The organism is Streptococcus infantis, from assembly GCF_019929665.1.
Classification (GTDB): Bacteria; Bacillota; Bacilli; order Lactobacillales; family Streptococcaceae; genus Streptococcus; species Streptococcus infantis_H.
Window position 1 is genome coordinate 188,820 of sequence record NZ_JAHZPZ010000002.1, and the last position, 13,908, is coordinate 202,727.

General features: G+C 40.5%; 15 protein-coding genes. 1 reads left to right on the forward strand and 14 read right to left on the reverse strand.

The window, feature by feature from the left end; all coding sequences use genetic code 11:
* Positions 1 to 15: 15 nt before the first annotated feature.
* Together K1I61_RS04265 and cdaA are read right to left on the reverse strand one after the other, a co-directional pair.
* On the reverse strand, positions 16 to 807 hold the full coding sequence (locus K1I61_RS04265; protein WP_223333473.1) for a CdaR family protein: 792 nt from the start codon (positions 805 to 807) through the stop codon (positions 16 to 18).
* The gene (gene cdaA, locus K1I61_RS04270) at positions 794 to 1,651 is read right to left on the reverse strand and encodes a diadenylate cyclase CdaA (RefSeq protein ID WP_223333475.1); all 858 of its coding nucleotides are present in this window, start codon (positions 1,649 to 1,651) and stop codon (positions 794 to 796) included. Before cdaA ends, K1I61_RS04265 begins: the two co-directional genes overlap by 14 nt.
* 132 nt (positions 1,652 to 1,783) lie before the next feature.
* Between cdaA and K1I61_RS04275 the strand changes: the two genes are divergently transcribed.
* Positions 1,784 to 2,752 carry an NAD(P)/FAD-dependent oxidoreductase gene (locus K1I61_RS04275; RefSeq protein ID WP_223333477.1) on the forward strand — a complete coding sequence of 323 codons (969 nt, stop codon included), beginning with the start codon at positions 1,784 to 1,786 and terminating at the stop codon, positions 2,750 to 2,752.
* A gap of 31 nt (positions 2,753 to 2,783) precedes the next feature.
* Here the strand turns inward: K1I61_RS04275 and whiA are convergent, their stop codons facing one another.
* From whiA to tpiA, 12 genes are all read right to left on the reverse strand, one after another.
* Complete coding sequence (gene whiA / locus K1I61_RS04280; protein WP_223333487.1) at positions 2,784 to 3,695, reverse strand: DNA-binding protein WhiA; 912 nt, start codon at positions 3,693 to 3,695, stop codon at positions 2,784 to 2,786.
* Positions 3,692 to 4,669, reverse strand: a complete 978-nt coding sequence (locus K1I61_RS04285; protein ID WP_223333488.1) for a YvcK family protein — start codon at positions 4,667 to 4,669, stop codon at positions 3,692 to 3,694. Before K1I61_RS04285 ends, whiA begins: the two co-directional genes overlap by 4 nt.
* Positions 4,666 to 5,556: an RNase adapter RapZ gene (gene rapZ, locus K1I61_RS04290; RefSeq protein WP_223333490.1), complete on the reverse strand. Its 891-nt coding sequence runs from the start codon at positions 5,554 to 5,556 to the stop codon at positions 4,666 to 4,668. The genes K1I61_RS04285 and rapZ overlap by 4 nt, the downstream gene beginning before the upstream one ends.
* Before the next feature lie 51 nt (positions 5,557 to 5,607).
* Positions 5,608 to 5,988 (reverse strand): RidA family protein, encoded by a 381-nt coding sequence (locus K1I61_RS04295; protein WP_223333492.1) that lies wholly within the window; start codon positions 5,986 to 5,988, stop codon positions 5,608 to 5,610.
* 9 nt (positions 5,989 to 5,997) lie between these two features.
* Entirely contained in the window at positions 5,998 to 6,585 is a 588-nt protein-coding gene (gene yihA / locus K1I61_RS04300; RefSeq protein ID WP_049494688.1) for a ribosome biogenesis GTP-binding protein YihA/YsxC, read from the reverse strand.
* A gap of 8 nt (positions 6,586 to 6,593) precedes the next feature.
* Positions 6,594 to 7,826: an ATP-dependent Clp protease ATP-binding subunit ClpX gene (gene clpX / locus K1I61_RS04305; RefSeq protein ID WP_223333495.1), complete on the reverse strand. Its 1,233-nt coding sequence runs from the start codon at positions 7,824 to 7,826 to the stop codon at positions 6,594 to 6,596.
* A 31-nt stretch (positions 7,827 to 7,857) separates the two neighbouring features.
* Entirely contained in the window at positions 7,858 to 8,028 is a 171-nt protein-coding gene (locus tag K1I61_RS04310) for a hypothetical protein (protein WP_000442255.1), read from the reverse strand.
* Complete coding sequence (locus tag K1I61_RS04315) at positions 8,028 to 8,534, reverse strand: dihydrofolate reductase (RefSeq protein WP_223333505.1); 507 nt, start codon at positions 8,532 to 8,534, stop codon at positions 8,028 to 8,030. The genes K1I61_RS04310 and K1I61_RS04315 overlap by 1 nt, the downstream gene beginning before the upstream one ends.
* 127 nt (positions 8,535 to 8,661) lie before the next feature.
* The gene (locus tag K1I61_RS04320) at positions 8,662 to 9,180 is read right to left on the reverse strand and encodes a Dps family protein (protein WP_223333507.1); all 519 of its coding nucleotides are present in this window, start codon (positions 9,178 to 9,180) and stop codon (positions 8,662 to 8,664) included.
* 149 nt (positions 9,181 to 9,329) lie between these two features.
* Positions 9,330 to 11,111, reverse strand: coding sequence for an ABC transporter ATP-binding protein (locus K1I61_RS04325; RefSeq protein ID WP_223333509.1), 1,782 nt, complete (start codon positions 11,109 to 11,111; stop codon positions 9,330 to 9,332).
* Positions 11,112 to 11,121: 10 nt separating this feature from the next.
* Complete coding sequence (locus K1I61_RS04330; RefSeq protein ID WP_223333510.1) at positions 11,122 to 12,858, reverse strand: ABC transporter ATP-binding protein; 1,737 nt, start codon at positions 12,856 to 12,858, stop codon at positions 11,122 to 11,124.
* A 230-nt stretch (positions 12,859 to 13,088) separates the two neighbouring features.
* Positions 13,089 to 13,847, reverse strand: a complete 759-nt coding sequence (gene tpiA, locus K1I61_RS04335) for a triose-phosphate isomerase (protein WP_070677113.1) — start codon at positions 13,845 to 13,847, stop codon at positions 13,089 to 13,091.
* Positions 13,848 to 13,908: the final 61 nt, after the last annotated feature.

Here is a 13,908-nt window from a genome sequence, read left to right on the forward strand (position 1 = left end):
TTTTCTAGTTTAATGTTAATTTTGCTTTGAATTATCTGGCTTCGTTTCTGCTGCTGTCGTTGATGAGTTTTCTACAGTTGAAGCATTACTTGTTGTCGTTGAACTATTTGTTGTTCGGACTGGTTTAGTTATTACTTTCATAGTAACCTCAAAAGGAGTAATAACTGTTGGTAAAACGGTCCCATTCCTGTCGACAGCTTGTAAAGGTACTGACCCTGAATAATTCCCAGTTATTTTTTCACTCGTTGGCAAAACTGCAACAATGCGATCAATCTTAGACAAAGTATCTGCGTCGCTGGTTACTGAAACTTTTTCATCAGAAACAGTCACACGTTCGATTATAATCTTCTCATCAATTTGACTAGAATCAATTTGAGGTACAACAGGTACATTATCTCGAGTAACTTTCTTACCAACCTTGACTGTGATCTTTTGTGGTGTTGCTACAGCTGTCAAACCACTTGGAAGATTTTCAATGGTTAAGGGAACTTCAATCGTTCCTTCTGTAGCTTGTGATAAATCCGCAGTCACTTTAAATTTACGAGTGCTCTCTTTCATCTCACTGGCCAAAGTCACCCGATTTGAACCAGTCAGAAATACCGTTACTTCTGAGCTAAATCCACTAATGAAATACTGCGCACTATCATACTGAATATCAATCGGTACATTGACTACTGTATTGGTGTAGGTTTCAGTTTTAGTTTGTCTCGCATTAGTATTGTTTTGATAATTGATTGATGTTGCATAGATAAATAGGACACATGCAAAGAGGAGTGAGGAGATGATATAAAGGCTATTTCTTTTCATTATTCCACCCTCCTAATAAACGTTCTTTTAAGCTTGGTTCTTGTGAATCCTTAGGGATCAGAATACGACGTAGTTCTTCCTCGAATTCTTCCAAACTTAGATCATGTTTGAAGACATCATTGTAGGTGATGGATATACCCCCAGTTTCTTCTGATACAACAAAAGTAAGGGCATCTGAAACTTCTGATAAACCAATGGCTGCACGGTGACGAGTTCCAAACTCTTTGGAAATACCTGTGTTTTCAGTCAGTGGTAAATAGGCAGAAGTTACTGCAATCCGATCTCCACTGATAATGACTGCACCGTCATGGAGAGGCGTATTAGGGATAAAGATGTTAATTAATAACTCAGCAGAAATCTTAGCATCCAAAGGAATTCCTGTAACGATGTACTCCTGCAAGGTTCTCACACGTTGAACAGCTACCAAAGCTCCAATCTTTCGCGGGCTCATATACTCAACCGATTTTACAAAAGCCTGTACCATCTGCTCTTCTGAACTTATAGGAGTATTTGAAAAGAAGTCCGTAGCTCGACCTAATCGTTCCAAACCTGTCCGAATTTCTGGAGAAAAGATAACAACCGCTGCGATAACTCCATAGGTAATCAATTGGTTAATCAACCAAGAAATAGTCGTCAAGCCCAAAAAATTAGCCGCAATCTGAGCTAAGATAAAAACTAAAACGCCTCGAACCAGAATCATAATCTTGGTTCCTGCAATTGATTTTGTAAATTGATATAAGATATAAGCGACGATTAGAATATCAATCACATTTATCGCAATACTCCAAGGACTGGAAAACAAACTAGACCAGTATTGAAGATTAGATAATTGCTGAAAATTCATCCTGTGTCCCCTCTCCAAAAAAGCTTCTCTTCATTATACCATTTTTAATGGAAATTTTCTCCCCCTTACCTCATTTTAAATTGGCAGAAAATATGATAGAATAAAATGATAAAAATGAAATAAGGAGAAACCATGTCTGAATTATATGATATTACAATCATAGGGGGTGGCCCAGTTGGTCTTTTCGCAGCCTTTTATGCAAATTTACGTCAAGCTAAAGTACAAATCATTGACTCTCTTCCCCAATTAGGTGGTCAACCTGCCATTCTTTATCCTGAAAAACAAATTCTTGATGTCCCAGGTTTCCCAAATCTCACTGGTGAAGAATTAACAAATCGCTTGTTAGAACAATTACAAGGGTTTGATACACCAGCCCACCTCAATGAAACTGTTCTTGACATTGAAAAAGAGAATGATATTTTTAAGATAACAACTACTAAAGGTATTCATAGTAGTAAAGCTGTCATTATCGCTATGGGTGGTGGTGCCTTTAAACCGCGTCCACTTGAACTAGAAGGTGTTGAAGGTTATGAAAATATCCATTATCACGTTTCTAACATTCAACAATATGCTGGTAAGAAAGTCACCATCCTGGGGGGTGGCGACTCAGCTGTGGACTGGGCCCTAGCTTTTGAAAAGATTGCTCCAACTACACTTGTGCACCGTCGAGATAACTTCCGTGCCCTCGAGCATAGTGTACAAGCTCTTCAAGAATCATCTGTAGCTATTAAAACACCATTTGTTCCAAGTCAACTTCTTGGAGATGGTCAAACTTTAGACAAACTTGAAATCACAAAAGTCAAATCCGATGAGACCGAAAGCATTGAACTAGATCACCTCTTTGTCAACTATGGCTTCAAATCATCAGTTGGTAATCTTAAAAATTGGGGATTAGAACTGAATCGTCATAAGATTATCGTCAATAGCAAGCAAGAATCAAGCCAGGCAGGAATTTACGCTATTGGTGACTGTTGTTACTACGAAGGTAAGATTGACCTGATTGCGACAGGTCTTGGTGAAGCACCAACCGCCGTCAACAATGCCATTAACTACATTGACCCTCAACAAAAAGTACAACCAAAACACTCTACAAGTTTATAAGAAAAAACCACGGATCCTAGGATTCGTGGTTTTAAAGTTCATCAGCAATTTTATTTATCTTTCTCAGTCGATGATTGACACCACTTTTTGTGAGTGGATTTGTCAAACTGTCAGCCAATTGCTGGATAGAGTAGTCCGGATGTTGGATACGCAAATGTGCTACTTCCTGCAAATCTACTGGTAGGCTATCTAGACCTATGGTATCAATGATTTTACTGATATTGTTGATAGTTTTCATGCTTGCAGAAACCGTACGAGCGATATTAGCTGTCTCTGCATTATTAGCACGATTGAGATCATTCCGAGTTTCTCGGAGAATCTTGACGCCTTCAAAAGTATCTCTCGCTTCCATGGCTCCCACTAAAATCAGGAAATCCATAATATCTTCAGCTCTCTGAAGATAGGTCACTGCCCCCTTTTTTCGTTCGATAACTTTAGCATCTAGCAAGAACTGCTGCAAGAGCGAAGCAATCCCTTGGGCGTGGTCTAGATAAACCGAACTAATTTCCAACTGATATTTCCCTGACTCGGGATCACGAATGCTGCCATTCGCTAAGAAGGCTCCACAGAGATAGGCACGACCTGCTTCCTCATCTCCTAAAATTTCTGGATCAATCCCAGTCTCCAAACCAAAGAAAGAATCGGCCAAACGCAAATCTGCTAAAAGTTCCTGGACTCGCTCATCCGTAAATACAGTATAGACGCGATTTTTCCGTAGATTACTTCTCTGGTGGTGACGAATCTCAGACTTGATGCCGTAAAAGTGCAAGAATGATTCATAGAGATGACGAGCCAACTTAGCATTCTCTGTAATGACGGACAAGGTCAAACCAGAGCTCGATAAACCAATACTACCAGAAATCTTGATAATAGCTGACAATTCATGACGACTCAGGTGATGCTGACTTAAAATTTCTTCTTTTACTGCTACTGTAAAACTCATTTTCTCACCTGAATGATCCGCATGAGCTCATCTACGATTAAATCACCATCGTGGAAGGCACCCCCATTTTCCAAACGTAAAAAATTGGATGAAATAACACGAGGTACTTGCTTGCGCAAACCTTCAAAATCATGTTCAACCTGCACCAGATATTCATCAAAACGGTTGGTGTCCATATAATCCCTCGGAACCTTTTCGATGTTAACAAGGACAGTATCGATAAATGGACGGCCCAAATGACGATGCAAGACTGCTACGTGATCACTATCCGAGAAATGTTCTGTCTCTCCACGTTGAGTCATGATGTTGCAGACATAGGCAATTTCAGCCTTGGTTTCCAGAAGAGCCTGCCCAATCTCCTCAATGACAATATTAGGCAAAATCGAAGTAAAGAGTGAACCTGGTCCCAAAACAATCATATCACTCTCAAGAATGGTATTGACAACACGACGGCTAGCCTGCGGTTTCTCATCGTCTAGAGTGTTTGTCACATAGACATGGTCAATCATACCTGGATGATCTGCAATGTGACTTTCCCCAGCAACTTCTGATCCATCTTTAAAGACAGCATGGAGTGTCAAAGGATGGTCACTTGATGGGAAAATCTTTCCTGTAGTATGGAAGAATTTACTCAGCAATTGCATGGCATTATAGGTCGAACCCTGCATTTCAGATAATCCAGCTATGATAATGTTTCCTAATGGATGACCAGCAAAAGCACCTGCATCCTCTGAAAAACGGTATTGAAAGACCTTTTCATAGAATTTTGGCATATCTGACATGGCTACAAGGACATTACGTAAATCCCCTGGAGGTGTCAACTGTTGAAAATTCTTACGCAATTCACCTGAAGAACCACCATCATCTGCAACGGTTACTATGGCTGCAATTTCGACGTCTTTTTCCCGTAGACTATTTAAAATAACAGGGATTCCGGTTCCTCCACCAATCACCGTAATTTTGGGTTTTCTCATGAACGGTTTACCGTTTCCTTTCTTCGGTCTTTATCACGATGACTTTCATTTACAGGCCAACTTTTAGATAGGTCATTCGCTAAACGATTGGCAAAAGCAACACTTCGGTGTTGTCCACCAGTACAACCAATCGCAATAGTTAAGACTGATTTGCCTTCTTTTTTATAGCCTGGTAGGATTGGTTCAACCAAGGCTAACAAATGACGGTAGAAATCTTCAGATTCCTCATGGTTCATGACATAGTCATAAACTGCCTGGTCTTCACCTGTCTGATTGCGAAGTTCTGGCAGATAGTACGGGTTTGGCAAGAAACGAACATCAAATACCAAATCTGCATCAATTGGAATGCCATATTTAAAGCCAAAAGACATGACCTCAATACGGAAGGACTGCGTTTGTTCTTGGTCCGAAAATTGCTCTGCAATAGTCTTGCGAAGTTCACGAGGAGTTAACTCTGTTGTGTCAACTACGTTTTGACTCATATTTTTTAATGGGGCTAAGAGTTCGCGTTCCAACTTGATCCCGTCCAAAATACGACCATCTGCTGCAAGAGGGTGACTTCTTCTAGTTTCCTTATAGCGTGCCACCAATTCCTTATCAGCAGCATCCAAAAAGAGAATCTTGAAGTCCAAATCATCCTGATTTTCCAATTCATCCAAGACAGCCTGAATCTCTGAGAAGAAAGAGCGGCTTCGCATATCCACCACTAGGGCTAACTTGTGGTCGTCATCCTTGGTCTCTACCAACTGCAAAAACTTTGGCAATAGAGCTGGTGGCATATTATCAATGGTAAAATATCCTAAATCTTCAAAGGATTGAATGGCTACAGTTTTCCCTGCACCACTCATTCCTGTTACAATCACCAGGTGAAGTTGTTTCATTGTCATCATAGTCTCCTTATATCAAAAGAAGTTTGGAAGAACCAAACTTCAACTCGCTTATCCAATCTCAGCGATGACTTCAATTTCGACTTTTACATCGCGAGGAAGACGAGCTACTTCTACAGCTGAACGAGCTGGAAATTCCTTATTAAAGGCTGTTTGGTATACCTCATTGAAAGGTACAAAGTCGTTCATATCACTCAAGAAACAAGTTGTTTTAACAACATGGTCAAAATCTGTGCCTGCTTCTGCCAAAATAGCTCCAATGTTTTTCAAAACTTGTTCAGTCTGCTCTTGAATCGTTTCTCCTACGATTTCTCCAGTTTCAGGAGATAAAGGAACTTGACCGCTAGCAAACAAAAGGTTCCCAACGATTTTTCCTTGAACGTAAGGCCCGATTGCCTTTGGAGCGTTATCTGTATGAATTGTTTTTGCCATATGTATTCCTCACAATTTTTCTAAAATAGCATCCCAAGCTTGATCCATTCCTGCTTTTGTAACGGATGAAAAGAGGATAAAATCATCACTTGGATCAAAGTTTAATTTCTTTTTAATAGCTGATTCGTGCTTGTTCCATTTACCGCGCGGAATCTTGTCTGCCTTAGTCGCCACAATGATGACAGGAATCTCATAATATTTAAGAAATTCGTACATCTGTACATCATCTGCTGACGGATCATGACGAAGGTCAACGAGACTAACCACTGCTCGAAGATTTTCTCGAGTGGTTAAGTACTCCTCAATCATGCGTCCCCATTTTTCGCGTTCCTTTTTAGACACACGGGCATAACCGTAACCAGGCACATCTACAAAACGCATCTTATCATCAATATTAAAGAAATTGAGTAGTTGTGTTTTCCCTGGTTTTCCAGAGGTACGAGCTAGATTTTTTCGATTGAGCATGGTATTGATAAAGCTCGATTTACCAACATTTGAGCGTCCTGCAAGAGCAATTTCAGGAAGTTCATCCTGCGGATAGTGGGACTTGTTGGCAGCACTCAGTAAAATCTCAGCATTGTGTGTATTGATTTCCATAGTCACCTCTAGGCTGTCTCTAGGATTGGCTTAGCTGTTCCATCAACTGCTTCTTTTGTGATACGGACTGTTTTCACATTTTCTTGACTTGGAACTTCAAACATAACATCTAGCATGGTTTCTTCGATGATTGAGCGAAGACCACGCGCACCAGTTTTACGTTCGATGGCTTTGTTCGCAATTTCCTGAAGTGCTTCATCGTCAAATTCAAGTTCAACATCGTCATATGAAAGCAAAGTCTGGTATTGTTTGACTAAGGCATTTCTTGGTTCCTTCAAGATGCGAACCAAATCATCTACTGTCAACTGCTCCAAGGCTGCAAAGACAGGCAAGCGTCCAATTAATTCAGGAATAATACCGAATTTCTGAATATCTTCTGCAATGATTTCTTGCATGTAAGAACTGTTTTCGTCAATAGCCTTGCTATTTTGTCCGAAACCGATAACTTTTTCACCAAGACGCTGTTTGACAATTTCTTCGATTCCATCAAAGGCACCACCCACGATGAAGAGGATATTCTTTGTGTCTACTTGAATCATTTCTTGTTGTGGATGTTTGCGTCCACCTTGTGGAGGAACACTTGCTACTGTACCTTCGATAATCTTGAGGAGGGCTTGTTGCACACCTTCACCAGAAACATCACGTGTAATAGAAACATTCTCGCTCTTCTTAGCAATCTTGTCGATTTCGTCTACGTAGATAATTCCACGCTCTGCTCGTTCAATGTTAAAATCAGCTGCCTGCAAGAGTTTGAGGAGGATATTTTCAACGTCCTCACCCACATAACCAGCTTCAGTAAGAGCTGTTGCATCTGCAATGGCAAATGGTACATTCAAACTTCTAGCAAGAGTCTGAGCAAGGAAAGTCTTCCCTGATCCAGTTGGGCCAATCATTAGAATGTTTGACTTTTGCAAATCCACATCTTCAGTCTCTTCACGAGTGTCATGGAAATTGATGCGTTTGTAGTGGTTATATACAGCCACTGCCAAAGCACGTTTGGCACGATCTTGACCGATCACGTAGTGGTTCAAGATGTTTAGGAGTTCGATTGGTTTTGGCACCTCAGACAAGTCTGCCAAGACTTCCTCAGCTAACTCCTCACGAATAATTTCCTGGGCCAACTCCACACATTCATTACAGATAAAAGCGTTGTTCCCAGCGATTATTTTTTTAACTTCTTCTTGGCTTTTGCCACAAAATGAGCAATAAACCATCATATCATTTTTCCTATTTGTAGGCATGATTCCCTTCCGTTCTAACTATTCATTCTATCTAAAATAAGGTCATATAAAAAGCATGAATGCTATTCACCAAGTTTGTGAAAGCATTTAGCCAAAGCAGAGTAGCAAGTCCAAAGCGCTTTTTACGAAAAGCGTGTGTTCCAGCTACAAGACAGACAGCACACAAAAGAGCTGTAAAAAATCCAAAAATACTACGCTCCATTAGACTTCCTTTCTCTTTCTATATTCGATGGTAAAATCATAGACATTTTTCTCATCTTTGGAATAAGATTTGCTTGCAACAGTCTCAAAAACAGTCAAGTCAAAATCTTCTGGGAAATAGGTATCCCCTTCAACTTGAGCATGAATTTGTGTCACAATAATCTCATCGAGATAAGGTTCAAAAAGCTGAAAAATCTGCTTGCCACCAATGATATAGAGATTCTTAGCCTGATGATGATACCAGTCTAAAACATCCTCAACATTTTGGAAAACCAGAGCACCATCGATTGCTTCTTCAGGATTGCGCGTCAAAATCAAGGTTTCACGTCCTGGAAGCAATCGTCGACCCATCCCATCAAAGGTTACACGACCCATTAAAATGGCATGATTCAAGGTTGTTTCTTTAAAATGTTTTAACTCTGCTGGCAAATGCCAAGGTAAACGATCCTCTTTCCCGATCACACCCTTTTCATCTTGAGCCCAAATGGCTACGATTTTCTTTGTCATGCTTTCATCCTTTTCATTGATAGTTCTATTTTATCAAAAATCTTCAAAAAAGACTGTTTTGGAATGCCCTCCTGAATAGAAAAAAACCGTAGAAAAATTCTACGGATTTTTAGAAAAATAATTTATCTTACAAACCAGGTGCTTGTCCTAATTCTGCTGCAAGCATCCAGACTGTTTTTTCAAGATCTGCCTTAGCACCAACGAAGATATCATTGGTTACATCATCACCTTCTTCATCTGTTACATCCAATGCTTTTTGGAAAAGAGTGATAAGGTAACGATAAATTTCAAGGACACGTTCCAAACTTTCTTCTACGTTACGGAATTCTCCAACTCCTTCTTCGATTTCACTGTGTTGAAGGAATTCTGTCAAAGTAGAGTAGGGTTTGCCACCAAGTGTAATCAAGCGTTCGCTGATTTCATCAAGGTAAGCATCTAGACTATCCATGTATTCATCCATCTTAGGATGCCATACCATGAATCCACGTCCACGCATGTACCAGTGTACTTGATGAAGAGCGATATGTGCTACGTACAAGTCAGCTACGGCTTGATTCAAGACTTCTTTCGTTTTTACTAGCGTTTCAGGAGCTGTCTTAGATAATGTTGTTACGTCTTTTAATGCATCTTTTTTCAATTCTACCATTTTTCTCACCTCATAATATTATTTTTGTAACCATATTTATTGATTACTACCTCAGTATACTACACCTAGTAGACAAAAGCAAGAAAATTAACCCATATTAAAAAAGTTGTAATTGACTGATAATTTAAGAAAATGAGTGGCTATTTACCCTAGCTATTTTCTCTGTTTTTACTAGAAAATTGACTTTGATAAAGATCATAATAGAAACCTTTTGCAGCCAAAAGACTTTCATGATTTCCCTGTTCGATTATCTGTCCATCTTTAAGTACCAAAATTTTGTCAGCTTCCTGAATTGTCGAAAGTCGATGGGCAATGACAAAGCTTGTTCTCCCCTTCATCAAACGTTTCATGGCCTTTTGAATCAAGAGTTCTAAACGAGTATCGACTGATGAGGTCGCTTCGTCCAAAATTAAGATTGTAGGATCCGCCAAGAGAGCACGCGCGATAGTTAACAACTGTTTCTGACCAAGAGAAATATTACTTGATTCTTGGTTCATCTCCATGTTATAGCCACCAGGAAGGGTGCGGATAAAGTGGTCAACATTGGCCGCCTTAGCAGCTTCAACGATTTCTTCATCTGTTGCCTCAAGATTTCCAAAGCGAAGATTTTCCTTGATACTGCCTTCATAGAGCCAGGCATCCTGTAGGACCATCCCAAACTGTCGACGATAGTCCTGACGAGACAAGTCACGAATATCTTGGCCATCCACTAAAATGGCACCAGCTGTCACATCGTAAAAACGCATGAGAAGGTTAATCAAGGTTGTTTTCCCTGCTCCAGTAGGTCCAACGATAGCTACCATCTCTCCAGGTTCAACATCTAAATTAAAATTGCGAATCAATGGTTTGTTTTCCACATATTGGAAATCAACATTTTTGAAGCTAACTTGACCTGTCAATGGTGCTAGTTCTTTCACTTCAGCAGTTTGGACTTCTTCCTGTTCATCTAAAACTTCGAAGACACGGTCAAGAGAGGACTTGGCACTTTGCATTTGCCCAGCTAACTGAGTGATATTTTGGATCGGCTGGCTGACTTGCCATACATATTGAACGAAGGCCTGCATGTTACCAATAGTCAAGCGTCCTGCAATAACCTGCAAACCACCTAAGACAGCTACAATTAAGTAAGTTAAATCAGACACGATGTGAAGAGCAGGCATCATCAAACCTGAAATAAAGCTCGCCTTAAATCCGACTTGTTGCAATTCATCCGTAATCTTTTCAAATCTCTCTTGAGAGTTTTCTTCGCGTCCGAAAAGTTTTAAAACATTGAAACCTGTCAAGTTTTCCTGTACAAATCCATTCATACGTCCCAATATAGCTGCCTGCTGTTTAAAGTATGGCTGCGAACGATTTAGAATTGTTTTGGCTCCAAAATAAGTCACTGGAATCGACAAGATAACAATGATAGCCAACTGAAGATTTAGATAGAGGACCATACCCATAACAAAAATAATGGTAAAGACTGCATTAACAATCTGTAAGAAGGATTGTTGGAGTGCATTAGATACGGTCTCTACATCACTAGTAAAACGTCCCAGCAAATCTCCAAATTGGTGCTTGTCAAAGTAAGACACAGGGATGCGGTTGATTTTTTCGCTCATTTCATTTCGCAAATCCTGTATCATAGACTGGACAGCATTGGTCATGAAATAGTTTGAGTAATAAGAACCCAACTCATAGAAAAGCCCACGCAAGAGATAAATCACTAGAATTACTGCGATATAGCTAGTATTAATACCTGCTCCTGCAACACCATTTGCCATGGCAAGGAGGTTGCTGGTTAACTCAGTGATAGCAAGCCCCAATATGAATGGCTCGATAACACTCATTATGACGCTGACTATTTTCAAGAAGACTGCAAAGAAAACAGAGAAACGGTAGGCTTTTAAATAACTCCATAGACGAGCTAGGCTAGATTGTTGTTTCATCCTTTACCTCCTATTCTTCTGTCAGAGACGCATTTTTCAACTGCGACTCAGCAATTTCTCGATAGATGTCATTGGTTTCCATCAATTCTTCATGACGACCACGGCCAACTATTTCGCCCTTATCAAGGACGATAATCTGGTCCGCATCCATGATAGTTCCAACACGTTGCGCAACAATCAATACCGTAGCGTCTTGAGTCACTTCCTTGAGACGACGACGCAAGATAGCATCTGTACGGTAGTCCAAGGCTGAGAAGGAATCATCAAAGATATAGATATCCGGACCCTTGATGACTGCGCGGGCAATCGACAAGCGTTGCTTTTGACCACCTGATAGATTGCTTCCCCCTTCAGCCAGATGAGTTGCAAAACCTTCTTCTCGACTCTCGATAAAGTCTTTGGCTTGGGCTACATCAGCTGCTTGGTGCAAGTCCTCATGACTGGCGTCCTCTTTTCCGTAACGGAGGTTATCTGCGATAGTCCCTGTAAAGAGCAAGGCTTTTTGTGGAATAAATCCAATCTTTTGGCGGAGTGATTTGAGACGGTAATCCCGGACATCAACACCATCGACCTTAATCTTCCCCAGTGTAACATCATAAAAACGAGGAATTAACTGAACCAGAGTAGACTTACCTGACCCAGTCGAACCGATAAAAGCAATGGTTTCTCCCGGTTTAGCAGTAAAGGAAATATTATGCAAAACAGGGCTTTCCGTCTCACCAGGATAGGCAAAGGTCACATTATCAAATTCTAAGTAACCATGTGTTTCTGTTTCTTGAATTCCGTCCTCATTTGGATCAATGGAAATAGGCATATCCATGATTTCCTTCAAATGCTCACTAGACACAGCTGTACGTGGATACATGGTAAAGAGGTTTGACAAGAAAAGGAAGGACAAAAGAGCGTGGAAACTATACTCGATGAAGGCTACCAAATCCCCAATCTGCAAACTTCCTTGCTTGAGAGGATCTAGAGCAAACCAAACGATAGCTACAATCATGGCAATAATGATTTGCACAAAAAGCGGCTCCGTCAAACCAGTCAATTTGAACAAACGATTTGAATTATCCGCATAGATCGCATTTTTCTCTTCGAAACGGTTTTCTTGGAAGTCTTCACGAGCAAAGGCACGAATCACTCGTAAGCCCATCAAATTTTCACGGACATATTGGTTTATCTTGTCCAGTGTTTTCTGTTGTTTTTCAGATAAGGGGCGCGTTTTCACTGCCACATAAAGGACTACTACAGCTAGAAAAGGAACTGAAAAAGCAACAATCCAGGCTAGTGAGGGGCTGGTTAAGAAAATCATGAGAATACTCGACAGCATCATCATGGGAGTGATAACACCCAGCTTAAGCGTCTGCTCAGCAAACTGCATAAGGACAAAGGCATCACTGGTAATACGAGTAACCAATGAAGAAACACCAATTTGTTCATATTCGTGATGAGAATACTCTTGCAGCTTAGCATAGACATCATTTCGCATGTCCTTAACCATATTGGTGGTCAATTTACTAGCAGCATAGGATAGAACAACCCGCCCAAATGTCCCCAAGACGATAATAACCAACATTACGATAGCCCAAAAATAGAGCTTTTCTTCATTACCTTGATTAATCCCCTGGTCAATCATGCGAGCAAGAACAGTCGGTAGCCCAAGATTGACAATCACAAAGAAAATAGCTCCGAAGAAGTCTAACACTAACCACTTGGGATAACGTTTGAGATAAGACCAAATGTAAAGCATGATTCTCCTTTCTTTTTCTTCTAATACTCTTCGAAAATCAAATTCAAACCACGTCAGCCTCACCTTGCCGTACTCAAGTACAGCCTGCGGCTAGCTTCCTAGTTTGCTCTTTGATTTTCATTGAGTATAAAATGCAGAAAAGAGCGTGCTTTCGCACGCCTTTTTACTAAAAAGAAGACAGGCAGTCTTAACCTCGAGGGAGGGAACTGTCTGTCTCAGATATTTGAAGCTTATTTTACAAAGTCAAGCAATGCCAAGAAGCTTTCTGGATCAAGTGATGCACCACCAACAAGAGCTCCGTCAACGTCTGGACAAGCCATGTATTCTGCAACGTTTTCAGGTTTAACTGAACCACCGTATTGAACACGTACTTTATCAGCTACTTCTTGACCAAAGTCAGCTGCTACAACGTCACGAACCACTTTACACATTTTTTGTGCATCGTCTTGTGATGCAGATTTACCAGTACCGATCGCCCAGATTGGCTCATAAGCGATAACAGATGCAGCTACTTGCTCAGGAGTCAAACCAGCCAAAGCAGCAGATACTTGAGCACCTACGAATTCAGCTGCTTTACCAGCTTCGTAAGTTTCAAGACTTTCACCACAACAGATGATTGGAAGCATACCGTTAGCAAAGATTGCTTTTGCTTTTTTGTTAATGTCTTCGTCTGTTTCGTGGAAGTAGTCACGACGTTCTGAGTGACCGATAACAACGTAGTCAGTACCGATTTCTTTCAAAACTTGTGGGCTAGTTTCACCTGTGAAAGCACCTGCATTTTCAAAGTAGCAGTTTTGAGCAGCAACTTTAAGGTTTGAACCTTTAGCAGCAGCAAGAACAGTTGTCAAGTCAAGAGCAGGTACAGCAACCCCAGCTTCAACAAGGTCTGATGAAGGAAGTTTTGATGCTACAGCTTCAACGAATGCTTTTGCTTCTTCTGGGTTTTTGTTCATTTTCCAGTTACCAGCGATAAATGGTTTACGTGACATTTCACATACCTCTTTTTTCATTTTATTTTCTACTTATTTTATCATAAATATAGGGAGCTTG

Bases quoted from the DNA above. Each gene is read 5' to 3' on its own strand.
- K1I61_RS04265 (WP_223333473.1), bottom strand. From the start codon at position 807: ATGAAAAGAAATAGCCTTTATATCATCTCCTCACTCCTCTTTGCATGT.
- cdaA (WP_223333475.1), bottom strand. From the start codon at position 1,651: ATGAATTTTCAGCAATTATCTAATCTTCAATACTGGTCTAGTTTGTTT.
- K1I61_RS04275 (WP_223333477.1), top strand. From the start codon at position 1,784: ATGTCTGAATTATATGATATTACAATCATAGGGGGTGGCCCAGTTGGT.
- whiA (WP_223333487.1), bottom strand. From the start codon at position 3,695: ATGAGTTTTACAGTAGCAGTAAAAGAAGAAATTTTAAGTCAGCATCAC.
- K1I61_RS04285 (WP_223333488.1), bottom strand. From the start codon at position 4,669: ATGAGAAAACCCAAAATTACGGTGATTGGTGGAGGAACCGGAATCCCT.
- rapZ (WP_223333490.1), bottom strand. From the start codon at position 5,556: ATGACAATGAAACAACTTCACCTGGTGATTGTAACAGGAATGAGTGGT.
- K1I61_RS04295 (WP_223333492.1), bottom strand. From the start codon at position 5,988: ATGGCAAAAACAATTCATACAGATAACGCTCCAAAGGCAATCGGGCCT.
- yihA (WP_049494688.1), bottom strand. From the start codon at position 6,585: ATGGAAATCAATACACACAATGCTGAGATTTTACTGAGTGCTGCCAAC.
- clpX (WP_223333495.1), bottom strand. From the start codon at position 7,826: ATGCCTACAAATAGGAAAAATGATATGATGGTTTATTGCTCATTTTGT.
- K1I61_RS04310 (WP_000442255.1), bottom strand. From the start codon at position 8,028: ATGGAGCGTAGTATTTTTGGATTTTTTACAGCTCTTTTGTGTGCTGTC.
- K1I61_RS04315 (WP_223333505.1), bottom strand. From the start codon at position 8,534: ATGACAAAGAAAATCGTAGCCATTTGGGCTCAAGATGAAAAGGGTGTG.
- K1I61_RS04320 (WP_223333507.1), bottom strand. From the start codon at position 9,180: ATGGTAGAATTGAAAAAAGATGCATTAAAAGACGTAACAACATTATCT.
- K1I61_RS04325 (WP_223333509.1), bottom strand. From the start codon at position 11,111: ATGAAACAACAATCTAGCCTAGCTCGTCTATGGAGTTATTTAAAAGCC.
- K1I61_RS04330 (WP_223333510.1), bottom strand. From the start codon at position 12,858: ATGCTTTACATTTGGTCTTATCTCAAACGTTATCCCAAGTGGTTAGTG.
- tpiA (WP_070677113.1), bottom strand. From the start codon at position 13,847: ATGTCACGTAAACCATTTATCGCTGGTAACTGGAAAATGAACAAAAAC.